General features: G+C 44.2%; 22 protein-coding genes. 9 read left to right on the forward strand and 13 right to left on the reverse strand.

Going from position 1 to position 24,553, the window contains the following annotated elements:
- The first annotated feature begins 152 nt into the window (after positions 1 to 152).
- Genes BM100_RS03950 through BM100_RS03960 form a run of 3 tightly spaced genes read left to right on the forward strand, consistent with a single transcriptional unit; the run spans position 153 to position 2,445 of the window.
- Positions 153 to 869, forward strand: coding sequence for an amino acid ABC transporter permease (locus BM100_RS03950; protein WP_092508157.1), 717 nt, complete (start codon positions 153 to 155; stop codon positions 867 to 869).
- Positions 847 to 1,611 carry an amino acid ABC transporter ATP-binding protein gene (locus tag BM100_RS03955; RefSeq protein WP_092508159.1) on the forward strand — a complete coding sequence of 255 codons (765 nt, stop codon included), beginning with the start codon at positions 847 to 849 and terminating at the stop codon, positions 1,609 to 1,611. The genes BM100_RS03950 and BM100_RS03955 overlap by 23 nt, the downstream gene beginning before the upstream one ends.
- 60 nt (positions 1,612 to 1,671) lie before the next feature.
- Complete coding sequence (locus BM100_RS03960; protein WP_092508161.1) at positions 1,672 to 2,445, forward strand: amino acid ABC transporter substrate-binding protein; 774 nt, start codon at positions 1,672 to 1,674, stop codon at positions 2,443 to 2,445.
- 87 nt (positions 2,446 to 2,532) lie between these two features.
- Here the strand turns inward: BM100_RS03960 and BM100_RS03965 are convergent, their stop codons facing one another.
- From BM100_RS03965 to BM100_RS03990, 6 genes are all read right to left on the reverse strand, one after another.
- Positions 2,533 to 3,687 (reverse strand): PrpF domain-containing protein, encoded by a 1,155-nt coding sequence (locus tag BM100_RS03965; RefSeq protein ID WP_092508163.1) that lies wholly within the window; start codon positions 3,685 to 3,687, stop codon positions 2,533 to 2,535.
- Between the two features lie 384 nt (positions 3,688 to 4,071).
- The gene (locus BM100_RS03970) at positions 4,072 to 5,037 is read right to left on the reverse strand and encodes a PDR/VanB family oxidoreductase (RefSeq protein WP_092508165.1); all 966 of its coding nucleotides are present in this window, start codon (positions 5,035 to 5,037) and stop codon (positions 4,072 to 4,074) included.
- A 79-nt stretch (positions 5,038 to 5,116) separates the two neighbouring features.
- Positions 5,117 to 6,565 (reverse strand): NAD-dependent succinate-semialdehyde dehydrogenase, encoded by a 1,449-nt coding sequence (locus BM100_RS03975; RefSeq protein WP_092508167.1) that lies wholly within the window; start codon positions 6,563 to 6,565, stop codon positions 5,117 to 5,119.
- Between the two features lie 53 nt (positions 6,566 to 6,618).
- Complete coding sequence (locus BM100_RS03980; protein WP_092508169.1) at positions 6,619 to 7,740, reverse strand: aromatic ring-hydroxylating oxygenase subunit alpha; 1,122 nt, start codon at positions 7,738 to 7,740, stop codon at positions 6,619 to 6,621.
- Positions 7,741 to 7,749: 9 nt separating this feature from the next.
- Complete coding sequence (locus BM100_RS03985; protein ID WP_175494908.1) at positions 7,750 to 9,369, reverse strand: BCCT family transporter; 1,620 nt, start codon at positions 9,367 to 9,369, stop codon at positions 7,750 to 7,752.
- Between the two features lie 522 nt (positions 9,370 to 9,891).
- Positions 9,892 to 10,971, reverse strand: coding sequence for a tartrate dehydrogenase (locus tag BM100_RS03990; RefSeq protein ID WP_092508171.1), 1,080 nt, complete (start codon positions 10,969 to 10,971; stop codon positions 9,892 to 9,894).
- Between the two features lie 104 nt (positions 10,972 to 11,075).
- Here BM100_RS03990 and BM100_RS03995 point away from each other — a divergent pair, with 104 nt between their 5' ends.
- Both BM100_RS03995 and BM100_RS04000 read left to right on the forward strand, forming a co-directional pair.
- Positions 11,076 to 12,002 carry a LysR substrate-binding domain-containing protein gene (locus BM100_RS03995; RefSeq protein ID WP_092508173.1) on the forward strand — a complete coding sequence of 309 codons (927 nt, stop codon included), beginning with the start codon at positions 11,076 to 11,078 and terminating at the stop codon, positions 12,000 to 12,002.
- A gap of 124 nt (positions 12,003 to 12,126) precedes the next feature.
- Positions 12,127 to 12,630 (forward strand): GNAT family N-acetyltransferase, encoded by a 504-nt coding sequence (locus BM100_RS04000; protein WP_092508175.1) that lies wholly within the window; start codon positions 12,127 to 12,129, stop codon positions 12,628 to 12,630.
- Positions 12,631 to 12,689: 59 nt separating this feature from the next.
- On the opposite strand, the gene rraB is transcribed toward BM100_RS04000, so the two are convergent.
- Positions 12,690 to 13,115 (reverse strand): ribonuclease E inhibitor RraB, encoded by a 426-nt coding sequence (rraB, locus tag BM100_RS04005; protein WP_092508177.1) that lies wholly within the window; start codon positions 13,113 to 13,115, stop codon positions 12,690 to 12,692.
- 287 nt (positions 13,116 to 13,402) lie between these two features.
- On the opposite strand from rraB, the gene argF reads away from it, so the two are divergent.
- Positions 13,403 to 14,419, forward strand: coding sequence for an ornithine carbamoyltransferase (gene argF / locus BM100_RS04010; RefSeq protein ID WP_092508179.1), 1,017 nt, complete (start codon positions 13,403 to 13,405; stop codon positions 14,417 to 14,419).
- A 193-nt stretch (positions 14,420 to 14,612) separates the two neighbouring features.
- On the opposite strand, the gene BM100_RS04015 is transcribed toward argF, so the two are convergent.
- The 3 genes from BM100_RS04015 to BM100_RS04025 all read right to left on the reverse strand — a co-directional run bounded on the left by BM100_RS04015 (position 14,613) and on the right by BM100_RS04025 (position 16,438).
- Positions 14,613 to 14,846, reverse strand: coding sequence for a hypothetical protein (locus tag BM100_RS04015; RefSeq protein WP_092508181.1), 234 nt, complete (start codon positions 14,844 to 14,846; stop codon positions 14,613 to 14,615).
- Positions 14,847 to 15,205: 359 nt separating this feature from the next.
- Positions 15,206 to 15,829 carry a LysE family translocator gene (locus BM100_RS04020; protein WP_092508183.1) on the reverse strand — a complete coding sequence of 208 codons (624 nt, stop codon included), beginning with the start codon at positions 15,827 to 15,829 and terminating at the stop codon, positions 15,206 to 15,208.
- Between the two features lie 51 nt (positions 15,830 to 15,880).
- A complete protein-coding gene (locus BM100_RS04025) occupies positions 15,881 to 16,438 on the reverse strand; it encodes an RNA 2'-phosphotransferase (protein WP_092508185.1) in 558 nt (185 codons plus the stop codon).
- Positions 16,439 to 17,058: 620 nt separating this feature from the next.
- On the opposite strand from BM100_RS04025, the gene BM100_RS23800 reads away from it, so the two are divergent.
- Together BM100_RS23800 and BM100_RS04035 are read left to right on the forward strand one after the other, a co-directional pair.
- Positions 17,059 to 17,301 (forward strand): branched-chain amino acid transport system II carrier protein, encoded by a 243-nt coding sequence (locus BM100_RS23800; RefSeq protein ID WP_139216930.1) that lies wholly within the window; start codon positions 17,059 to 17,061, stop codon positions 17,299 to 17,301.
- Complete coding sequence (locus tag BM100_RS04035) at positions 17,298 to 18,611, forward strand: sodium-dependent transporter (RefSeq protein ID WP_092508189.1); 1,314 nt, start codon at positions 17,298 to 17,300, stop codon at positions 18,609 to 18,611. Before BM100_RS23800 ends, BM100_RS04035 begins: the two co-directional genes overlap by 4 nt.
- A gap of 132 nt (positions 18,612 to 18,743) precedes the next feature.
- On the opposite strand, the gene BM100_RS04040 is transcribed toward BM100_RS04035, so the two are convergent.
- From BM100_RS04040 to BM100_RS04050, 3 genes are read right to left on the reverse strand one after another with little or no spacing between them, the layout of a single operon-like run.
- Positions 18,744 to 19,562, reverse strand: coding sequence for a nucleotidyltransferase domain-containing protein (locus BM100_RS04040; protein ID WP_420855304.1), 819 nt, complete (start codon positions 19,560 to 19,562; stop codon positions 18,744 to 18,746).
- A 33-nt stretch (positions 19,563 to 19,595) separates the two neighbouring features.
- Positions 19,596 to 20,822, reverse strand: coding sequence for an RtcB family protein (locus BM100_RS04045; RefSeq protein ID WP_092508491.1), 1,227 nt, complete (start codon positions 20,820 to 20,822; stop codon positions 19,596 to 19,598).
- A gap of 11 nt (positions 20,823 to 20,833) precedes the next feature.
- Positions 20,834 to 21,907 carry a slipin family protein gene (locus tag BM100_RS04050; RefSeq protein WP_479688364.1) on the reverse strand — a complete coding sequence of 358 codons (1,074 nt, stop codon included), beginning with the start codon at positions 21,905 to 21,907 and terminating at the stop codon, positions 20,834 to 20,836.
- A 1,042-nt stretch (positions 21,908 to 22,949) separates the two neighbouring features.
- On the opposite strand from BM100_RS04050, the gene rtcR reads away from it, so the two are divergent.
- Entirely contained in the window at positions 22,950 to 24,542 is a 1,593-nt protein-coding gene (rtcR, locus tag BM100_RS04055) for an RNA repair transcriptional activator RtcR (RefSeq protein WP_092508495.1), read from the forward strand.
- Positions 24,543 to 24,553: the final 11 nt, after the last annotated feature.

The following is a 24,553-nucleotide window of genomic DNA, read 5'->3' on the forward strand; positions in this document are numbered from 1 at the left end:
TTCAAGTTGCTTCTTTGCTGGCCGTGCTTATCTCAAAGTTCTAAGCTATAACTTTATTGTATATAGCGTTACCCTTTTCTTGCCATATCATCATTAAAACAACTCTATAAAAAATAAACATATATTTGATATCAATCGATTAGGAAGGTTCTATGACCCCATCATGGCTCAGTTTAGCGCTGGATTCCCTATGGCCGATGCTTTACGCCGGCCTGACATTTACTATTCCCCTCACGCTGATTACATTCGCACTTGGGATATCGTTAGGGTTTATCGTTGCATTGATCAGGCTGTACGGGCCTAAACCGCTGGTTGCTGTCGTTCGGTTTTATGTCTGGCTGATCCGCGGTACGCCGCTGCTGGTACAGCTATTTTTGATTTTTTACGCCCTGCCCAGCGTGGGCATTACATTGGAAGCATTCACCTCCGCCGTTATCGGCTTTACACTGAATGTGGGCGCCTATACCTCAGAAGTGATCCGTGCCGCCTTGATTTCAGTCCCCAAAGGGCAATGGGAAGCCTCTCACTCCATCGGCATGAGCTGGTGGCAATCACTGCGCCGGATAGTACTACCACAAGCGGCGCGGGTTTCGATTCCGCCTTTGTCCAATACGTTTATTTCGTTGGTAAAAGACACGTCACTGGCTTCCGTCATTACTGTGCCAGAAATGTTTCTGGCGGCGCAGCGCATTGCAGCAGTCACTTATCAGCCGCTAATTCTGTATACCGAAGCCGCTATTCTCTATCTCCTCTTGAGTTCAGTATTGTCAGCCCTGCAAGTCCGGTTGGAGAAGAAATTCGCCCAACAAAGCAGTCATCAACAAAATAGCAATAAGGAAGCCAAAGATGATTCAGCTCACCAACATTGAAAAAAGTTTCGACGGGCAGAAGGTGCTGAAAAATATTAGCCTGACAATTAAGGAAGGCAGCCTGACGGCACTTATTGGCCCCTCCGGTAGCGGGAAAAGTACCTTGCTGCGTTGCATTAATCTGTTGGAAATTCCACAGGCCGGCAAGCTGGAGATAAGCAAAGAACAAATTACCTTTAATGGTAAGGAGCGGCTGCCACATCGGGAAATTCAGCGTTTCAGCCTGCAAACGGGCATGGTATTCCAGAACTTCCAGCTTTTCCCGCATCTGACAGTGATTGAAAACATTATGGAAGGGCTGATTTGGGTACAGAAGTGGTCACGCGAACGGGCCAGAAAACGTGCGCTTGAGCTGCTGGAAAAAGTCGGCATGTCCCATAAGGCCGATGCTTGGCCAGCCACGCTGTCCGGCGGGCAGCAGCAACGTGTCGCCATCGCCAGAGCAATGGCGCCGTCTCCCAAGGTATTGTTGTGCGATGAACCAACTTCAGCGCTCGATCCCGAATTATCCAAAGAAGTCGTTTCAGTTTTGAAACACTTGGCAGGAGAAGGCACCACCATGTTAATGGCGACACACGATTTACGATTGGCCGCCAATCTTGCCCATGATGTCGTTTTTTTGGAGTCTGGTGAAATTGTCGAGTCAGGCCCGGCAAAGACCCTTTTTACCCGCCCCGATAAAGAACGTACCGTTAAATTTATTTCAACCCTGACAGAAACTCTGCCGGATTGGGAGATATAGCAAGCAGTCACATTTATACCCCTATTGATGTCAGCAACTTTATTTATCTGGAGAAAAGCAATGAAAAAATTTTTGAGTCTGTTACTGGCGGGTGCGACTGCCCTTGCTATTTCTGCCCCAAGTTATGCGGGCAAAGATTTGGATGCCATCAAAGCCTCCGGTGTCTTTAAGGTTGGCACAGAAGGCACATATCCTCCTTTTACTTATCATGATACCAACAACAAACTGACGGGCTTTGATGTGGATATCGCACGGGAAATCGCACGCCGTTTGAACGTTAAGCCTGAATTTATGGAAGTAAAATGGGATGGCTTAATTGCCGGATTGGACGCAAAACGTTTTGATGCGGTTATCAACCAAGTGGGCGTGACCCCTGAGCGGGCAGCAAAATTCAGTTTTTCCATTCCTTACACAACATCTCAGGTGGTGTTGATCACCCGCGACAATAACAACACGATAAAAACGTTCGCGGATATGAAAGGAAAACGGGCAGCCCAATCTCTGACCAGCAATTACGGGCAATTGGCAACCTCTTACGGTGCGAACTTAGTCAGCACCGACGGATTTAACCAAGCCATTGATTTGGTCGCTACAGGGCGCGCAGATGCAACGTTGAATGATCGCCTGTCTTTCCTTGATTTCAAAAAACAACGCCCTAATGCACCGGTGAAAATTGTTGCCCAACAAGCAGATGCCAGTAAATCAGCCGTATTACTGCGTAAAGGCGATCCGGAATTGGCAGGCGCAATTAATAAGGCGCTGCAAGAAATAAAAGATGACGGTACTTATGCCCGCATTTCAGAGAAATATTTTGGCGTGGATATTTCTAAGTAAAGGCTCTTTACTATCGTCTATAGACAGTAGCATATGATCCTAAAATGAATCTTTGATTTAAATAATATGGGGGCTACGGCCCCATTATTATTTAAATCCATGTTCCTTCATACCATTAATTAATTCATCACTCGGGTTATAAATAAAAAATTCACCTTTCATCAGAATTTGCGCAGTTCGTTGAACACTTGCATATGCGATATGTTCTCCATTATGTGTAACGCTAAATTCAGATATTCCGGATAAATGTTCGATACGCACAACTGAGTTACCATTAACGGCACTGGCATAATATAAATGGCTGGCAACTGTGCCCATAAAGCAACAAGCAGCCGCTAAGCAACAACCTCCTGATACCGCGATAGAAGCGTGAATCGTTTTTGGGGTGAAGTACCTGACATTAATATTACCTCCCTGTCGAGGTGGAGCAATAATAGCAATTTTGGGCTGTGTGATAGACTCCCTTAGCTCCCTCTTATTCATAACCCCGCCACTTTTCTTACCAATTCCCATTGCAATCCCCATGCGCACCCTGATTTCCATCATTTTTTCTTGTAGTGCTTTATTATCTTTAATTTGATCAGCGCTTTCATAACCTGACAAACCTAGATCAACGGCATTGATAATAATCATTGGTACAGCAACATCGATGCAAGTCACCTGAATTCCATTAACCTTATCCACTAAATTACCGGTAGGAAAAAGAGCGCTCGTTTTTGAGCAAGCAGGCTCTTCGAGTGAAATTTGAACTTCCGGAAACACCCCCATGACACCGGGAATATGCACCAGTTGATATTCAGGGTATATATCAGACATAGTACACAAGATATTTTTCTTGGTATTAATATTATAAATCTTCAATTTTCCATCAGGCATAAGTAATTTTCTCTCTGGAAAATCACTTACCACCAAAGGTATTGATGATGTCATATTTCCGCAGTTAATATCCCATGATATTTTATTACTTTCATTTTCAAGCTGGGCAAAATGGCTGATGATTCTTTTAGCTTCATAATCCACATCAATGATAAGTACCTTATTGCTCGTTGTCGATTCCCTCCCCAATCCATGAGTTTGTTTATTATTCCCATTCCTCCCCTCTAAAGGAACCCCCATAATATGCCGAAGAATCTCCTCCTTTAGACTTTGTTTTTCTGGCAGATGTTTTTTTAATAAAACAATACCTGTTGAAGTGCCACCTCGAACATAATACAGAGGTATAGTAAAGGATAAACGTTTCATATCGTTGTTCTCATTAAGTCATTTCTTTTTTAATGATTCTGCTGTTTTTAATGGCACTAGTATGGATGTAAATATATTTACATTCCGGTGCTACCCTAAACAGGGACGATTCAGGAATAATTAATATTATTTATCATGATGTGGTTCATGAAATTTTGGCGTGGTTATAAAATCAAATGTTATTTGAAATAATTTATCGAACTGGCAATCAATGAAGTGTAAACAGGAATTAAATATCCCATCCAAGTGGAATATTTAACACAACTGCTCCAATCTGATGGCTTGCGATAGAAGCGGCAAGCCATCAGATTCAGGATAAAACTGTACTGCTTTCTGCAAACTTATACTGGCTTATCAAGCCCACCAGCTACCGCGTTTCTTTCGTCACAAATCCAGCACCAATCGGTTCCCTTTAGCCCGAGAACAACAAATCAGCATGGATGCCTGACCCTGCTTTTCTTCATCACTAAGATATTGATCACGGTGATCCGCTTCTCCTTCCAAGATAGTGGTTTCACAAGTCCCGCATACACCTTCACGACACAAACTTTCTACACAAGCGGCGTTATTTCTTTCGATAACTTGAAGAATTGTCGATTCACTGTCAACGTCCAGTTCAACGCCGGATTTCGCCAAAACAACCGTAAACGCATCACCAGTTTTATCTTCAACAGCAAATTGTTCGAAATGCAACTGATGAGCAGGAAATCCGGCATTTTGTGCCGCTTGTTTTACGCCATTATTCAATGAGCTTGAACCGCAGGTGTAAACGTGGCTTCCTTCCTGCAATCGGGAAATCAGCGTATCAAGTTCAAGGCGCGTCCCTTCAGATGAAATATAACAATAGATTTTACCCTTAAGCTCCGCAGCCATTAATTCATGCACAAATGCATTTTCATCGGAATAACGGTAGCAATAATGCAATTCATATTCACAATTTTGCTGTTCCAATTCATGCAAATGGGACATAAAAGGAGTTATTCCTATTCCACCCGCGATTAAGATATGTTTTTTAGCTTCAGGCACTAATGCAAATAAGTTATTTGGCTCAGAAATAATGAGATTGCTGCCAATAACCACTTTATCGTGCATAAATGCAGAACCACCACGGGAATTTTCTTCCCGCTTGACTGCTATTTGGTAGCTGTTTTTATCAAATGGCGAATTTAATAAAGAATACGCATTACTATAACGCTTATCTCCATCCTGCATTTGTACAAAAATATGGCTTCCACCGGTAAACACGGGCAATTGCGTATTTTCAGCCGGTATTAATGTAAATCGTTTAATCTTCGGTGTAATTGACTCAATATTACTGACAATCACATCCATTTTTTGATAATTAGACATACGCCATTCCTGATGATTATATTTTCATCTTTCAATTTGCTCTTTGTTGGCTGTATCTTGAAATCCATTGGATATATAACTAAATCCCCTGACAGAGATATTTAAGTTCTAAATAATCCTCAATACCGTGGGTAGAGCCTTCACGCCCCAGCCCCGACTGTTTTATTCCGCCAAACGGGGCGACTTCATTAGAAATGAGTCCCGTATTAATGCCCACCATGCCATAGTCTAATTTTTCTGAAACACGCCAAATACGTTGTGGATTTTCCGTGTAAAAATAAGCCGCAAGCCCATAAATGGTATTGTTGGCAGATTCAATGACGCTCTCTTCATCATCAAAAATAACTAGCGGAGCCACTGGCCCGAATATCTCTTCCTCTAATATCAGGCTATTTTTCGCGACATTACCGAGTACCGTAGGCATGAAGAAATTATCACCCAAAACATGACGCTTACCACCATGTAACAAGTCAGCGCCTTTATTGAGTGCATCATCTAAAAGGAGCTGAACTTTATCTGCGGATTTAATATTAATCAGCGGGCCTATTTGTACGCCTTGTTCAAAACCGTTACCAACTTGCAGTTTTTGAACTTCTTCAACCAAACGTTGGCTGAATGCCTGATAAATGTCTCTGTGGATATACAAACGATTTGCGCAAACGCAAGTCTGCCCAGCATTACGGAATTTCGCGGCAATCGCCCCTTCCACCGCTTTTTCAATGTCCGCATCTGCAAAAACAATAAAAGGCGCATTTCCTCCTAATTCTAAAGAGACTTTTTTTATGTTGTCCGAACATTGCCGCATTAATAAACGCCCAACCTCAGTGGAACCCGTAAAACTCAGTTTGCGTACACGTTCATCGCTCGTCAGTATTTCACCAATAATACGGGAATGGCCTGTAATGATATTGATCACCCCCACAGGGATCCCTGCCTGAATGGCTAATTCCACCAGTGCCAAGGCCGTAAAGGGTGTTTCATTCGCGGGTTTTATTATCATGGTACAGCCTGCCGCAAGTGCCGGTGCGGCTTTGCGGGTAATCATCGCCGCCGGAAAATTCCAGGGCGTAATGGCCGCACAAACTCCGACGCCCTGTTTAATCACCATCAACCGTTTATCTGCCGCTGGAGACGGGATAATTTCTCCGTTTGTCCGCTTTCCTTGCTCTGCAAACCACTCAACAAAAGAAGCGGCATAGGTGATTTCACCCTCTGCTTCCCTGAGCGGTTTACCCTGCTCCAGCGTCATGATTTCTGCCAGTCGCCCTTTATTTTCACTGATGAGGCGAAACCAGTTTTGTAATAGCTGGGCACGTTGATGGCCTGTCAGCGCTTGCCATTCCGGCAATGCATCGTGTGCGGCTTGAATGGCTTTTTTCGCTTCGGTGGCTGCCATATTGGGTACCTGCCCGATGGCTTTGCCGGTTGCCGGATCAGAGACGATTAATGTCTCTTTACTATCTGCATCACACCACTGGCCATTGATGTAAGCCTGCTGGCGAAAGAAAGGGTTTCCTGAAATATTCACCTGATAACCTCTTTGGCTAAACCTGTAATGTCGTTTTCTTACCCGATTCCGTCTTATTCTTCGTGGTACGTCTGGGCAATGATATTGTGAAAATGCGCAATGCCGTGTTCGCTAATGCCGCTGCCTGTGCTATCCGCCATGATGCGCCCCTGCCCACGATAACCACGCGATTTCAGCCCCTTCTGAACACTTTCAACCAAGCGCAGATCTTCCGGACGAAAAACGTCACGATACCATTCGATCAACTCTTTCTGCTCTTCTGTAATATCTTCATTCGTAAAGTAAATGTCATAGTTTTGCAGTGTTGTTTCTGCATCGACGGGGAATTCATAGATAACCGTCATCATGCCTTTGATCGGCGTTACGTTATACATAGTGCAAGGCCATAACCAAAAACCATGAAATGATGATTCTCCTTCAAATTTGAAAGATTGATCAGAGGGAATGGCATAGCCAAATTGCAACGACCATTTCTCATGCATGGTATGCCAATAGCGATCAACCTGAACGGATGTTGAGAAACCCGGGTGCGCAGGGCCGCAGTGGTAGCACTCCAGATAGTTATCAACGATGCTTTTCCAGTTGGCAGGAGTGGCTGTCGTGAAACGCGCCGCCAGTTTTAAGTCATAAACGTCCGGACAGGCTTCCAATACCTTGGCACCTAGCCCCGGTAATTGCTCTTCAACCGTTCCGGCATTCATGTCCATGTTGATAAAGATAAAACCCGCATATTCTTCTACTTTTACGGGCGTTAATTGTGCCAATCCTTTGTCGAAATTAGTGACATTCTCGCAGTTACGGGCATGTGCCAAAGAACCATCCAGCTTGAATGTCCACGCATGGTAAGGGCAAGTGATGACGTTTTTCGCTTTTCCTTCTCCCGCTAATAATTGGTGGCCGCGATGAGGGCAAACGTTAAAGAATGCACGCAGTACTTTGTCGCGCCCACGAACAATGACGATACTCTCACCAATAATTTCACGCGTGACATAATCATTGGGGCTGGCAAGCTCACTGCTGTGTGCAGCACAGATCCAGCTTTTGGCAAAAACCGCCTCCTTTTCATAATTAAAGACGTCCTGAGAAGTATAGAAACGTGCAGGCATGGTGTACGCTTCTGCCGGGTTTGCACAAAAATTTTGGGGAAGTGTGAAGTAAGGGTCTTGGATGCTCATATCAATTCCTTAATCGTTTAACGAAATGGGTGCCACTGATGAAGCCACGGAAGTTTTTTTCTCTGCCATTGCCTGCGCAGTGATGTGCTCTTGTTGATTTAAACCCTCAATCAGATGCGCAGGAATTGGTGCATAGTCTTGTTTTATCCAACGGATAAAGCCGTATGTTTTAATCAATAAGATCACTAGAAAGGGCAAGGCAGTCAGTACTACTGTCGTTTTCATCGTTTCTAGCGATGCTTGCGTAAAGAGAATGGAAAGTGGGATCAGCGTAATCACGACACACCAGAAAAGACGTAATTTCCGGCATGGGTCTTGGCCTTCCCGCAGGTTATGCGTGCTGGTTGCCGCCATGGTATAAGCCACCGCATCCATATGCGAAGCCAGGAAAATAACCATGATGAAGAGATAAGCAGCAAGGAATAATTGGCCTAATGGCAATGCACTCAATAATTGATGAACGGCGGTTTCTCCACCCAATGTGTTCAATATTTCAGGCACATTGAGGGCGCCGGTAATGAATTGGTGCATGGCGTAGCTCTCCAATACACCAAAGAAGAACCAGCAACCAAACGTACTCCCGAGTAACAATGCCCAAATCACTTCCTTAATTTTACGCCCGTGGGAAACCCGAGTGACGAACATGGCGACACCGGGTGTATAGGAAACCCACCATAACCAGTAGAATACCGTCCAGCTACGTGTGAATTGGCCGTCTCCCATCGGATCGGTAAATAAGCTCATTTGCAGGAAATTCTGTGTCGTCAGGCCAACCGCATTAATCATATTGTTAATGGTAAATTCCGTCGGCCCGACTATCAGTACCAGCAATGCAAACCCCAAGGCGCCCCATCCCACCATTTGGCTCAGGCGCTGCATTCCTTTATCTATGCCGATATAAGAACTCAGGGAAAAGATCAGGGCAGCCAACAAGATAATTCCCGCCTGAATGGCAAAATTATTGGGAGTGCCGATAAGTGAAGAAAGACCGCCGCTTAATGTGGCCGCAGTCACCACCAAAGAGATGGTTAATGCGCCCACCGTTGCGATTAAATATGTCATATCAATCAAACGCCCCCAAAAACCGTGAGGGTTGATTTTGATAATGGCGGAAATAATGCCTGATAAGCTCAGTCCTTTATTCTTCCTGACATGGAAATGGTAAGCCATGATCAATGAAGCGAGCGCATAAGTAGCCCAAGCACTCAAGCCCCAATGAAAGAAAGAGTAACTGATACTGTATTCCAATGCCTTGGGCGTGTGAGGAGAAATATTCAGCCCCGGCGTTTGGTAATAATATGCCCACTCCATGACACCCCAATATAAAGTTGAGGAGCCTAATCCTGCACAAATAAACATAAACAGCCAAGGAATTGTGGCATATTGGGGTTTTCCTTCACCCAACCGAATATTGCCATATTTGCTTATTGCCAAATAAATGACAAACATCAAAGCGACCAGAATCAATATTTGAATTGTCGATCCCAGTAAGCGTGTCAGCCCATTAAAAATTGAATTAGCAATAATGCTTGTTTCTTTAGGAAATAAACTAAGTGTTATTGCTATTACAACGATACACACCAGACTTATTGTAATTAAAGGAACATCTTTCTTTGTGCTGCTCAACATGAACCCTCCGTTTTATCACTTTGCCTATACGCGTCGTACTTCAAGGTGCATGTATTATCATCCCGCGACGCGGGATGATAATACGTTGCTTCCTGAAACTTGGAGTTAATAGGGTATATACCCGTTTTGTGTTTAGTCGATAAAAACAAAGTGCTTGTTATTTTTGTTATAGATACGGCCAAAGGAAAAAATCAATAAGTAGAAACGGTACTTGTCGCGTTTTTTATTAACCATTAAAATATAATGTTGATACATAATTTAAACAATTGGCCGAATGATAAATAGATAAAACACATATCGTAATGAATGTTTTGTGATGTGGATTGTAATTAGGCCGGTGTAAATTAAGGGGGATATTAAATAGTCCCATTAATTCATTCAGACTTTATTAATTGAAATCACAATAAAAATAAGAATAAAAACAAAAAGGGCATAATTCTATTAATTACGCCCTTTATTTGAATCATTAATTTCTGATAAATAGGGAATCAGCCGTTAATCTGGCATTTTGCATCCAGTGACTCATAAATGACGAATAATGGCATCCCCGACCTGCTGTGTTGATGCTTCGCCTTTCATATCAGGCGTCACTGTGCCTTCAGCTATCACCGCTTCAATGGCAGATAAAATATCATCATGGGCATGTTGGTAACGTTCATCATTTTCACCCAAGAACTGGAGCATCATGGCACCAGACCAAATCATCGCAATTGGGTTGGCGATATTTCTGCCATAAATATCGGGCGCTGACCCATGAACAGGTTCAAATAAGGAAGGAAAATCTCTTTCCGGATTCAGATTGGCAGAAGGCGAAAGCCCGATGGTGCCTGTACATGCCGGGCCAAGATCAGAAAGGATATCGCCGAATAAGTTAGAAGCGACAACAACATCAAACCGTTCCGGATTCAACACAAACCGCGCACAAAGAATATCAATATGCTGCTTGTCCCATTTGATTGCCGGATACTGTTTTGCCATCTCCTCAACCCGCTCATCCCAGTAAGGCATACTGATCGCAATACCGTTTGATTTAGTGGCAGATGTCAGCAGCTTGCGGGGACGGCTTTGTGCTAATTCAAACGCATATTTCAGTATGCGATCAACACCACGGCGGGTAAAAACCGACTCTTGGATCACCACTTCATGTTCCGTACCTTCGTGCAAACGCCCACCAATCGCTGAATATTCCCCCTCGGTGTTCTCCCTGACAACATAAAAATCGATATCTTCCGGTTTTTTATTGGCCAATGGGCACGGTACGCCCGGCAAGAGACGGACAGGACGTAAATTGACATATTGCTGGAATTCACGGCGGAATTTCAGTAATGATCCCCAAAGAGAAATATGGTCAGGCACTTTGTCAGGCCAACCCACCGCACCAAAATAGATCGCATCAAATGCCGTTAGCTGTTGAAACCAATCCTCTGGCATCATTGTGCCGTGCTTAAGATAATAATCGCAGCTGGCCCATTCAAAATATTCAAACGATAAATGGAGATCCCATTTTTCAGCTACCGCCTGTAATACCCGGATTCCTTCCGGCAAAACTTCATGACCAATCCCATCTCCCGGAATTGCAGCAATCTTGAACAGTTTTTTCATCAGACATCTCTCAATTATCAGAATGCAAAATTGACTTTTGAACTATCTTATAATTGACTGATTTGTATTCAATCCAAAAAATGTAGAAACATAATTTACGATATATGAATAATTTGCCTATTTTGCAGGATCTGCGTGTTTTCCTTTTAGTTGCCAAGCGGGCAAGTTTTGCCGCAGCGGCGGAAGAAATGGGCGCATCTCCGGCTTTTATCAGTAAACGCATTGCAATATTGGAAAACGTATTGAATGTCACCCTGTTGCACCGAACGACGCGCAGGGTTTCAATTACTGAAGATGGAGAGCGAATATACGAATGGGCGCACCGTATTCTCAATGACGTGAACCAGATGCTTGATGAACTTTCTGAACTTCGGCAAGAGCCGCAAGGAACAATCCGGATTGTCAGTAGCTTTGGTTTTGGGCGGCAGTTCGTGGCTCCCGCCCTATCAGCCCTTATCCAGGCTTATCCGCAATTGGAGATCCGGTTTGATGTGGAAGATCGCCTGGTTGATTTAGTCACGGAAGGCATTGATTTGGACATTCGTGTTGGTGATGATATCGATAATAATCTTATTGCACGCAAGCTCGCATCCAACCGCCGAATTCTCTGTGCCGCGCCCTCTTATCTCGCCCGCCATCCGATGCCAAAATCACTTAATGATCTCCCTTCCCACTCCTGTCTGGTCATCAAAGAGCGGGATCATCCTTTCGGCATTTGGCAATTACAAAGCAATGCAGGCGCCCAGTCAGTGAAAATCACCGGGCCGTTGTCCTCCAATCACGGTGAGATTATTCACCAATGGTGTCTGGATGGGCATGGCATTACGCTTCGCTCTTATTGGGATGTCAGGGAAAATATCAAGTCAGGGGCATTAGTCCATATTTTGCCGGAATATTATCAACCGGCGAATATCTGGGCGGTATATGTTACCCGTTTGGCAATGTCTGCTCGCATCCGGGTTACCGTTGAGTTTTTGGAACGCTATTTTCAACTCCATTATTCAGATCAAATTGAAATGAAATCCGTTTAATTTCAACATAATTTTATCTGAACACCGTTTCACCTCAGCACCATTTCACCCTAATAGAATATGATATATCCTGCTTTGTATTATTACGTCCCTATCAATCAACAAAAACGATAAAGAGAAAATAATGACAACTCAAACAACACACAATTACCTTATTCGCCCCATTACCCAGCAAGACAATACAGGCATTGCCGCTGTTATCCGTGAAGTTTCCGCCGAGCACGGTTTAACCGCTGATAAGGGCTTTGCGGTTGCTGATCCGATTTTGGACACCCTGTATGAAGTTTACAGCCAGCCACGCAGCGCTTATTGGGTCGTCGAAATGGATGGCGAAATTGTTGGTGGTGGCGGTGTTGCTCCGCTGGCAGGTGGCGATGATGATACCTGTGAATTGCAAAAAATGTATCTTTCTTCGGTATTGCGGGGAAAAGGAGTTGCCAAGCAAATTGTGAAGCAATCTATCGAATTTGGCACAGAGCAAGGCTTTAAACGCTGCTATCTGGAAACGACGGAAAACTTGAAAGCGGCCATTGCCCTGTATGAAAAATTGGGCTTCGGCTACCTTGATGAACCACTCGGCAATACAGGCCACAGTGATTGTGAAGTCAGGATGGTAAAAGCACTATAACGTTGTCAGGCAAAATCAGCCCCACAGTCACAGTGGGGCAGTTTCTTTTGTCAAAAGAGTTAATGAAGTCGTGGTTCATCTTCTTCTGGCGGGAAAAGATCACCGTCATCATCTTCATCTTCTGATGCGTTAGGATCTTCAAAGTACGTTCCCCAACCGTCGTAATTCACTCCGATCTTTTCAGCCAAATCCATTAGCTGCACAACTTGGGCGTTGATCAAGTCAGCCTCTAAACGGCTTTCACTAATCACATCACAGCACATTAAAACGACACGATCTTCCGTTTCCAGCTCTTCCGCATCCGTGATTTCATAGCCTAGCTTAAATGCTTCAACGGCTGCTTTTTCCAGTTGATCAAAGTCTTCCGCCGAAAAGTGATGTTCAATGATATATGTTGCATCAGGATCGCTGCCATCTTCTAATAACTCTTCGATGATCAAGCGAGTTTCTTCATACTGTTCTTCTAAAGCATGTGGGTCTGCCATGCCAATCCCCTCCGTCAGTTGGCTGTCCTGCTTTGCATTCTCCCATCTTTTCCAAACAAAGGATATATCTATCCCATTTTGCCCAGAGAGAAATACAAACCATAATCGACTGATTCATCAACATTCATATATTTCGCCTCTCACCGGAGGCCAGCCTTTGGCTGTTCAAATTCGTTCCTGACGAATTTGTCATTCCCTTGCAAACACCGAACCAGCGCTTGCAATTGAATTTTTAATCGATATATAGTGAATATAAATTCAATTTAACATTCATGGAGCCATGAAAAATGAACCCATTTTTTCAACGTTCACTCCTCAGACTGCTTGATATTACGCCAATGGAGCTTAATTCTCTATTAACACTTTCCCATAAATTAAAAACGAATAAAAAATCAGGTAATGAGTCGCCCTTGCTCAAAGGAAGAAATATCGCGCTGATTTTTGAAAAAGACTCAACCCGCACACGCTGTGCATTTGAAGTTGCCGCTCACGATCAAGGCGCGAATGTCACTTACTTAGGCCCAAGTGGCAGCCAGATTGGGCACAAGGAATCCATCAAAGATACAGCGCGGGTTCTTGGCCGCTTCTATGATGGCATCCAATACCGTGGCTATGGTCAGCACGTCGTTGAAACATTGGCGCAATATTCAGGGGTTCCGGTGTGGAATGGTTTGACTGACGCATTCCATCCAACCCAATTACTGGCGGATTTAATGACAATACAAGAACACAGCCAAAAACCGCTGTCTGAAATCAAATTCGCCTATCTGGGGGATGCCCGCAACAATATGGGCAATACCATGTTGGAAGCTGCCGCATTAACAGGCATGGAACTGCGTTTAGTTGCGCCAAAAGCCTGTTGGCCAGATGCCATTTTGGTTGCAGAATGCCAAAAACTGGCAGAGAAAACTGGCGGCCAGATCACTCTGACGGAAGATATTGCGCAAGGTGTGAAGGACGCTGATTTTCTGTATACCGATGTTTGGGTTTCTATGGGTGAACCCAAGTCAGTTTGGCAAGAGCGTATTTCCTTGCTGAAACCCTATCAGGTGAATATGGATGTGATAAAACTGACGGGTAATTCAGACGTCAAATTCCTGCATTGCCTGCCCGCCTTTCACAATGAGGAAACAATTCTCGGCAAGCAACTTGCAGAGGAGTTCAATTTATATGGCGGATTAGAAGTGACCAATGACGTGTTTGAATCAAAACACAGTATTGTGTTTGATCAGGCCGAAAACCGCATGCACACCATCAAGGCTGTGATGGTCGCGACGATGGTGGAAAAGTTGGATGAATGCTGAATAACTGTGGCTGATTTTTCTATTGGCCTATGGAACCGTTGGAGTACAGCACTTTTGGTTAACCAGTTGAATACGCTGATTCAGCGTTCCATCTCGTCTTTCACCGTATTAAAGCACAACGAACACTGTCAGATTGAAATCAGGCTCTGACAGTGTCAGTAAGAAGTCTATTTGGCGGGAGAGTTTCATCAAACTAATAAGAATCAGGTTGAGATAACGCGAAAATAATCAAAACGACATAAAGCACCAACATGAAAGCAGTCACTATCCAATTAGCAATTGCATAATTTTTTTTATTTAAATTGGTGCTTTTTGAAAAACTCCAATAGACTAAAAACACCAAATTAACAACCGGGATCATGACGAGAATTATTGTCCAAACCCATTCTCTTGTAGAAATAACCTGTGTTCTATCATTCGGTTCCATAAATCATCCTGAAAAAATAAATTGATATTCACCCCCATTGAAGTACATAAATATTATTTATGCAACTCCATTGGAGAAGTCCTTATTTTCCCCGCTGAAAGATTCTTTTGTCTTCGACCCTCTGATTTTTGTGTCACAGGCTGTTTCATTAAAAACAGGCTTGGCAGGAAGCGGCATCGCGTTCCTTAATTGAATTGCCACCGGTTACAAAAGAACAGCACGAAACTCTTTATCCCTGATGAAATTAGGCCGTATTCGTCTTTGTAACAGGCGATTAAAATAATGAAGGAATACAGCCTAGGTAATCGGCAAGATACCTGAACATACACATTATGTTCAGGTTCTATTTACCAAACTAATTACCGGTTACTGACCGCCAACTTGAACGCAAAAAGCAGGAACACCCCGCCGGTCACGCGATTCATCCACTTAATGACATTCTCACGACGTAAAATATGGGAGATAGGCCGTGTGGCAGAAATCAATGACAATGACCATAATGTGCCCAGCAATACATGGATAGACACTAAACCAAATGTCCACAAAATGGGGGAATGCCCAAGAGGTATAAACTGCGGCAGGAATGAGACATAGAACACTCCGACTTTCGGATTAAGCACATTACCCAGCATGCCTCTGACAAACCAATTCTGGCTTTTCGTCGAGGAAGATGTTTCATCTCTTTCCAGATTACTTTGGGGATGCCAAATCATTTGAATGCCCAACCAGCATAAATACAAAGCACCACACCATTTCAGTATGTTGAATGCCAGTTCTGATACCGCAATCAATGTACCAAGCCCAAATGCGACCATTGCTCCCCAAATAAAACAGCCGGCATTAATGCCGAGGGCAGCTTGAAACGCTTTTTTACCCCCTTCCGCTGCGGCTGTTCTTAACACTAATGCGGTATCTAAACCGGGCGTTAATGTGAGCAATGTAGCTGCCGCAGTAAATGCAAGCAGGGAATCCGTTACTGTCATATTTTTCTCTCTGAAGCTAACCGTAAGATAATAAATGGATTATCGATAATCCTAACTGACACTCATATATTCAACAGGTATGCTTTTCGTCAGCCAGACTCCGTTATCTGCCTGATGGAATTTGAAGCCCAGTTCATGCATCCGCTGGGCTGCTATTTTTAGGATAATCACTTTTCCATGACGCTGCCCTACTTTTATGGCTGTTGGTATATCTGCCGATAAGTGCACGTAATGCCGTGTTCCTGCCACAATTCCTTGTTTAAAAATAGAGTCTAAAAAGCGGGTCGCTGTGCCGTGGTATAAAATGGCTGGAGGGATTTTCTCTTGGTAACGAATATCTACTTTCTGGGTTGAATGCCCCTGCACTGCCCTGATACGTTTCTGATCCGCAGAAATAGCAAATCGCTTTTTATCATTGGTATCGACAATTTCTTCAATGAGCGCGTAGTTCAACTTCTTACCGTGTTTAGCGGCGCATTTGATTAATGCGCCAATATCTGCCCATCCTTCATTATCTAAAACCAAGCCAATAGACTCTGGTTGATGACGCAATATGTAACTTAAGAACTTACTGGTTTTAGTATCAGCTTGAGCACTGTTTTTATCCATTAATTTTCCTTCTTTCTATTTGATTCAACGTGTTATTCAATCCTTATTTTATAAAAGCAATAACATTTTTTATGCTCAATATATTCTGCCTTATTAATTGTTCGTTTAATATACATAGTTCATAAGCCAATATTTTTAATTAAATATCCTCTATGTTTTGACATACTCCAATCAGTTTAATTTATAAGTTAATAAAGGAAAGAATCAATACCCATGATTCAAGGCATCTGGAGTGTTGAGCAGGTCTGGATTATCGGGTAATTTTTTCTTAAACAGCGTCATTAATGAATTGCATTTATTGGTTTTTTATAGCGATAATTGTCGTTGGTTTCATACATTGATTTCGTTATTCGTTTCGCGATAAATATCAAATCACAAATGGAGCTTTTTTTCTCTCTGAATTAACGAGTTACCGCTTAAGATCCTGTATATGATAGTGGAATAATAATCTTGACCACTTCACGAGATATTGGACATGCCTTTTAGCTCTTAGACGTTTAACTTGGTGCTGCTGCCGGCAATTCTGGCTGTAATTATCATTATCATTCAGAGAATTCAATTACTTGTGATAGTAACTATTATAAGTTAAATTATTTTACAACAATAAGTTAACAATCATTATGATATACCGTTTACCATCTAAATATATTTGGGCATTGGTTTTTATTACCTTTGCCCTCTTCGCTGGGGTAGGAAATATCATTACCCCGTCTATGGTTAGCCTGCTGGTGGCCGGACATGTTTGGAGTGCCGCTGCTGTTTGCCTGCTTATGGCTGTTTTTTTGCTAAGGGCTGTCTCTCTGCCAAGAGCAATTAAACGGATTACACATGCTAACAATGCATCGATTCGGGGGTTAGCATGAGTCAACAATGGACGTCCCGTCTGGGGCATGTATTGGCAGCAACCGGCTCTGCCGTTGGCATTGGCGCCATCTGGAAATTCTCGTATGTTTCGGCAACAAATGGTGGCGGTGCATTTCTAATTGTATTTTTATTGTTTAGCTTTGTGATTGGTTTGGCAATCCTGCTGGCTGAAAACATCCTGGGAAGCAGTACGAGTGAAGTAGCCGTTAACGCATTCAAAAAATTACTCGGTAAGCACTGGGGATGGGTTGGCTTTATAGGCATATTCAGCTCATGGTGTATCTATAGCTTCTACAGTGTGGTCGGAGGCTGGACTATCGGTTACACGGTGATGGCGGGTACAGGGCAACTGAATATTACAGACAACTCTCAACTGACCTCTATTTTCACCAATTTCATCAGCAATCCATTCTGGCCGATAATCGCCCATCTGGCATTTTCAGGATTAACCTGTTTCGTGGTGTTGTCTGGCGTGCAAAAAGGATTGGAAAAATCAGTTAAGATCATGATGCCAATGTTATTTTTCATCATGATAATGCTGATTATTGTCGGCATCCGTTTACCCGGTTCATCAGAAGGTCTGAAATTATTCTTATATCCAGATTTCAATAGCTTAACCGGAAAAGGGGTTTTAGATGCTCTGGGATTGGCATTTTTCTCACTGTCCATCGGCTTAGGGATCCACATTACATACAGCTCCTATTTGCCGGACAACCGAGGTATTGGTAAATCGAGTGTCTGGGTTGTTATCCTCTCCTGTTTGGTTTGTGTATTGGCTGGCTTGATGATTTTCCCGGCTTTGGCAGCGGCTGGCTTACAGCCCAATGCAGGCCCCGGATTAACATTTATGACAATGCCTATTTATTTCGCCAGCATTCCAGGCGGATCAATATTAGCGGTCACATTTTTTTTATTGCTGCTCATGGCGGCACTGACTTCCGCGATTTCATTGCTTGAGCACATTGTTGCTTATGTTCAGACTCGCTTTAAGTGGCAGCGCCGTAAAGCCAGCTTACTTGTCACCGCCTCTATTATGCTAATGGGAATCCCTGTTTCCTTGTCTTTTGGCCCTCTCAGCCACATTACTTTGGCAGGTAAGACCATCTTTGATCTGCTGGACTTCATTACTTCCAATGTCCTGATGCCATTATTCGGGATTATTATCTGCCTCGTCTTTGGCTGGTCACGTAAAGTCAATGAACTCATGCCAGATAATATGCCGTCATGGAGCCGCCATTGCTTGCGGTTTGTGTGGAGATATGTCGGGCCTTTGTGTATCGGTGTGATTCTGGTACACGGACTTATTTGATTGTTCAAATAGGTAAAAACGCCTAAGCAGGCGTTCCAACAGATTGAGAAAGCAAATTGATAAAGTGCTGGTTCATATCCAGCACTTTTTTTAATCCAGTTACGTTTATCAAACGGTACATTTTGGCCGTCATTAGCCGTTCATGACCCACCGCTTTAAATAACTGTCCAATAGCTCAGAACTGCGTTCACGCTGATCGTGCAGTTCACAACGCGCCAGTGTTTCATCCAATTCCGATTCAATAAAAGCATGAACCTTCAATTTACGCGAACCATATTCTGACTCATTCGCCGCCCGCTTAACCCGCAGCAGCTCCTCAATCTCCATTTTTAGTTGCGGATCATCCACGGTTCCGGCGACCAACGTTTCAAAATCTATCGGTGGTGCCCCCTTGCCCATTTCAATCCAGCGAACAGCAAGCAAGGGGCGCAACACGTAAAAATATTTTTTTAACCGGATGTCATCACCTTGCAAGTAGCCCTGAAAGTTCTTTTTCGCCATTGAAAGATAGTGATAGCGTGCTTTTATATCCGAAAAGAAGTGCGGCACCATCGTTTTCAGCCCGTTGGTTGCAGCCGGATCAGCATGATAAATGATGGGGGAATCCAGCCATTCCATTAAGGTCGGGTTTGCCTGCTTCATCAGTTTTAACGCCTTGCGCAGTTCCCAGCCACTGATATCCAATTCATCGCTGATCGGCAGTTCGATGACATCCCGTCCCTCTTCTACCTGCAAATACCAATCCACGGGGTGAACGTAAATAAACCGGACATCATAGTCACTGTCCGGTGAGGCAAAGCCCCACCCACGGCTGCCGGATTCACAGGCATACAGTATCCGCACGCCATACTTTTTTTCTATATCAATCAATTCTTGGCTGATGCGAGCCCGCATGGCCGAGCTGACAGCACCGTCTTCTGGATCCAATTCCATTTCTGCGTCTAATTTCATTTTCTTCCATCCATTTCTAATTTTTTGGAAAAACTAACCTTTTACACACACCACTTGACGCAAGGTATGCACGATTTCCACCAGCGAAGACTGCGCTTGCATCACAGCGTCGATATCTTTATAAGCCATCGGGATTTCATCGATGACATCACTGTCTTTACGACATTCCACATGCGCCGTCGCACGTTTTTGGTCACTGATTGTGAAACGTTTTTTCGCTTCAGTACGGCTCATCACACGGCCTGCGCCATGACTGCACGAACAGAAACTTTCTTCGTTACCCAGCCCACGGACGATATAACTTTTCGCCCCCATTGACCCCGGGATAATTCCCATTTGGCCTTTGCGGGCCGATACCGCGCCTTTGCGTGTTACCAAAACGTCTTCACCATAATGCTGTTCACGCTGCACATAGTTATGATGACAATTCACGGCTTCCTGCTGTGTTGTGAAAGGTTTTGGGATCTCGCGTGACAACGCTTCAAGCACGCGATGCATCATCACCTCTCGGTTCTGGCGAGCATAATCCTGTGCCCAGCCGACCGCTTCCATATAATCATCAAAATAACGGCTTCCTTCCTCGAAATACGCCAAATCGCGATCAGGCAAGTTAGCCATATGCTGCTGCATATCTTTCTGTGCCAATGTGATAAACAAATTACCAATCGCATTCCCCACTCCACGGGAACCGCTATGCAACATCACCCAGACGCGATCGGCCTCATCAAGACATAACTCGATAAAATGGTTTCCCGTTCCCAGCGTCCCCAGATGATTATGGTTATTGGTATTTAACAGCTTAGGATATTTATCGCTTATACGTTTAAAACCATCTGCCAATGTTCCCCAGTGTTGATCCACAATCTCCGGCGCTTTATTCCAAGAACCTTTATCACGGCCGCCACGATTTACGGTACGCCCGTGCGGTACTGCGGCTTCAATGGCATGGCGAATATTCAGCAGGCTATCCGGTAAATCAGATGCCACCAGCGAAGTACGCACGGCAATCATTCCGCAACCAATATCGACGCCAACTGCCGCCGGAATAATGGCGCCGCGTGTTGGGATCACACTCCCGATGGTAGAACCTTTACCGACATGGACATCCGGCATGACGGCAAGATGCTTAAAAACAAACGGCATTTTGGCCGTATTCTGCAATTGAATAATCGCTTTGGGATCAACGGGAACGCCGTTTGTCCACATTTTTACCGGCGTACCATTCTCTTGCTGCAATAAGTGATAAGCGTTGGTTTTCATCTCTGTCGTTGTCATTTTTGTTCTCCTTTAATGTGTACCAATCCGTTTAGAACCTGATCTAAACCGCCATATACCGAAATTTGATTAATACGCTCCGCAATACTTTCCAATGTTTCCAATTCCTTTAACCGTAAGGCGATGGGATTGTTTTCCATCACTTTCGCGGTATTCAGCAGAGAGCGTGTCGCCGCTGTTTCTTCCCGACGCCGGATCACATTCGCCTGCGCGGATTTTTCCGCTTCAACAACCTGCGATAAAATGGCTTTCATATCGCCGGGCAAAATAATGTCTTTTATCCCCAGAGAGGCCACTTCCAGCCCAAAATTTTGGGTGACTGCCTGGATTTGCTGGCTGACCAATTCATCAATGACTTGTTTGTTTTCCAACAACTCATCCAACGAACGGGTTCCGACCACTTCACGCAACACGAATTGCAGCTCCCGATACAGATAAGCCACAGGCTCACTCAGTTGCCCGTAAGCCATCAAGACGTCGTGATAACGCCAGTTAGCAGATAAATTGATCCGCAGGTTAACTTTGTCACGGGTCAGAATTTCTTGCCCGCTCACTTCCAGTGACTGTAAACGGGTATCGATAATTTCAACCGCAACGTCATATCCAACCCGCCAATAACCTTTTATCCCAGGTTGCAATAATTCCTGCACCCTGCCATCCACTTTTAAAATACCAACATGCCAAGCAGGGATTTGGGCGATCAAAACACTGTCCCACCCTTTCACGCTGTGTTTGCGTGACATGGAAGCCGTCAATAAGGAGACCAGCTCGGGTGATACTTCCAGCTCTGACGTTTTAAACTTCGCAATACGGCGCGGGTTACCATTTTTCCAATATAAGCAACGCGTCGCAGGGGATAAAATTTCCATCAGAACATCATGTTCATACAACAATCCCATCTCGTTATCGGCAATCTGGATAACGTCACAATACTGCTCTACCCAATCACGGTGGTGCTCGCGCAAGTATTCTGCCAAATCTTCTTCCAATTGCTCATGCTCGCGGGTATCAATCACTTTAATCTCAACATCATGCCCAAACCGCCAATAACCTTGCAGGCCCGGTTGCAATAACTGCTTTACGACACCGTTGATCAACAAAACACCGATATGCCATGCCGGAATTTGAACGAACAGTACGTTTTCCTGCCCTTTCACATTGCGTTGATCCCGGGCTTTGGAAGGTTGAAATAAAGCCAGCAATTCAGGGGATACTGCCTGCTCTGCTGTATTGAGTACTTCAATCCGGCGCTGCCCACCATTTTTCCAATACAAACGGCGTGTTGCAGGTGGCAGGATCTCCACCAGTAAATCGTGTTCATACAGCAATCCCATCTCATCTTCGGCAAGCTGTATATCTTCGCAATACCGTTCCACCCAAGAGGAATAGTACTGACGCAAGTGTTCTGCCAGTTTTGTTTCAATTTCATATCCATCCAGATAAAACACCGCCACTTCCAGTTTGTTAAACCAATCATAGAAACGGTATTCACCGGCCACCAAAACCTTTTGAAATTCAGACTCTTTTGCCAATAAGCCAATTTGCCCCTGCAATATTTTTATTTTTTTTATCATTATTATTTTCCTTCTTATCCACTTTATCTTCCTTTGCATCCTGAAAACTGGGCATCAGGGCGAGGCCAAGGGGGGAATGCACAGGTACCCAACTGCGGTAGCTCAATCTTCTGCCCTTGACTCAGCAACATCTGCCGAGCTTTCAAGATGGTGGTTCTCAACAGGCAACCACAGGATTGTATTTCTTTGTTTTACAGCGTTTTTTACCGGGAATGTAAAAGACATTTCATGTTTCGAACTTGGGATTCGAACCCAACTCGACCATTGTGTTTACACTGACGGAATACATGCGGCGTAATGGCTCATGCCATCACCCATGCACCGGCTGGATTTTGAATCCATGCTATTTCAGCGTCTTACTCCCTTGTTATTGCCAATTACGTGCCAACTTTGGAAAAAAACAGGAATATTTTTTATCGCATTGAAATATAACAATTTTTACTTAAAGATATTTTTAGTGATTGTTTTTACAGCGCAATTTTTTTATCTTCCTATATCATTGTTTATAAATTTAGATAAACGAAACACAAGAAAGACAATGAAACGCAGAGTTGCTATTGGAATTTTAGGCACCAAATTAGACAGGCGTGGCAAGAAAGCCAATCGATGGACAAAATGGCGGCCAACCGTCGGAATGTGCCAACAGCCCGAATTGCCGATTGATAGGCTGGAATTGCTTTACCAATCCAATGATTCTGTTCTTGCCGGGAGGGTTAAAGAGGATATAGAACAGGTTTCACCGCAGACAAAAGTGGTGCTGAATGAAATCCAACTCGAAGATCCGTGGGATTTTGAAGAGGTTTATACGGCATTGCTGGATTTTGCCGTTCGCTATCCTTTCGATATTGAAAACGAAGAATATCTGGTGCATATCACAACCGGTACCCATGTCGCGCAAATTTGCTGGTTTTTGCTGACCGAAGCCCGTTACCTGCCCGCCCAGTTGCTCCAAACTTCTCCCAACAATGAAGGTGAAGAAAGCCATCCTGAAGGCGTTTGCACCATTATTGATTTAGATCTCAGCCGCTACACAACCCTGACCAGCCGCTTTTTGCATGAGCAGCAGGAACAAGTGGCATTTTTGAAATCAGGTATCGCTACCCGCAACGCCAACTTTAACCGCCTGATAGATCAAGTTGAACGTGTCGCCTTGCGCTCCTCTGCCCCTATGTTGCTGACTGGGCCAACTGGCGCGGGGAAATCCTTTCTTGCCCGCCGAATCTATCAGCTACGGCAATCACGCCATTTAATCAAAGGGCGATTTGTTGAAGTCAACTGCGCAACGCTGCGTGGTGACAATGCAATGTCTACGCTGTTTGGTCACATTAAGGGCGCATTTACAGGAGCGATCCAGCCACGCAATGGTTTGTTGCGTGAAGCCAATGGCGGCATTTTATTTCTCGACGAAGTGGCAGAGCTGGGATTGGATGAACAAGCCATGCTGCTGAAAGCCATCGAGGAAAAAAGCTTTCTGCCTTATGGTTCAGATAAAGAAGTCCACAGTGATTTCCAATTGATTGCCGGCACACACCGTGACCTGAACGACTGGGTGGCTCAGGGAAAATTCCGCGAAGACTTATACGCACGCATCAATATGTGGACATATCAATTGCCCGGCCTGGCACAACGCCGTGAAGATATTGAGCCAAACATTGATTATGAACTCGCCCGCTATGCCCAAGTGCAACAAACACAAGTTCGCTTTGATAAAGAAGCACGGCAACTTTATCTGCATTTTGCCTGTTCAGAGCAAGCCCAATGGCGGGGAAATTTTCGTGAACTCAGTGCATCCGTGACTCGGATGGCGACGTTTGCCGAAAATGGACGTATCAACCAGCAAGTAGTCACAGAAGAGATCACACGGCTCAAGCAAAATTGGGGCAAAGAAGAGCCTTTCTCTCTCTTGTCAAACTCCCTCTTGCCAAACCATTTGCCGGAAATCGATCTGTTTGACCGCCAGCAATTAGAAACTGTGATTAAAGTTTGCCGTAGCGCCAACAGCTTATCAGAGGCGGGCCGCAAACTATTTTCCGTTTCTCGCCAACATAAAAAACAGCCCAATGATGCCGATAGATTACGCAAGTATCTGGCCCGATTCGGCCTGGATTGGGAAAGCATCCAATGTCATTAGGAGAGCAATAG

The sequence above is a fragment of the Xenorhabdus mauleonii genome, from assembly GCF_900113945.1.
Classification (GTDB): Bacteria; Pseudomonadota; Gammaproteobacteria; order Enterobacterales; family Enterobacteriaceae; genus Xenorhabdus; species Xenorhabdus mauleonii.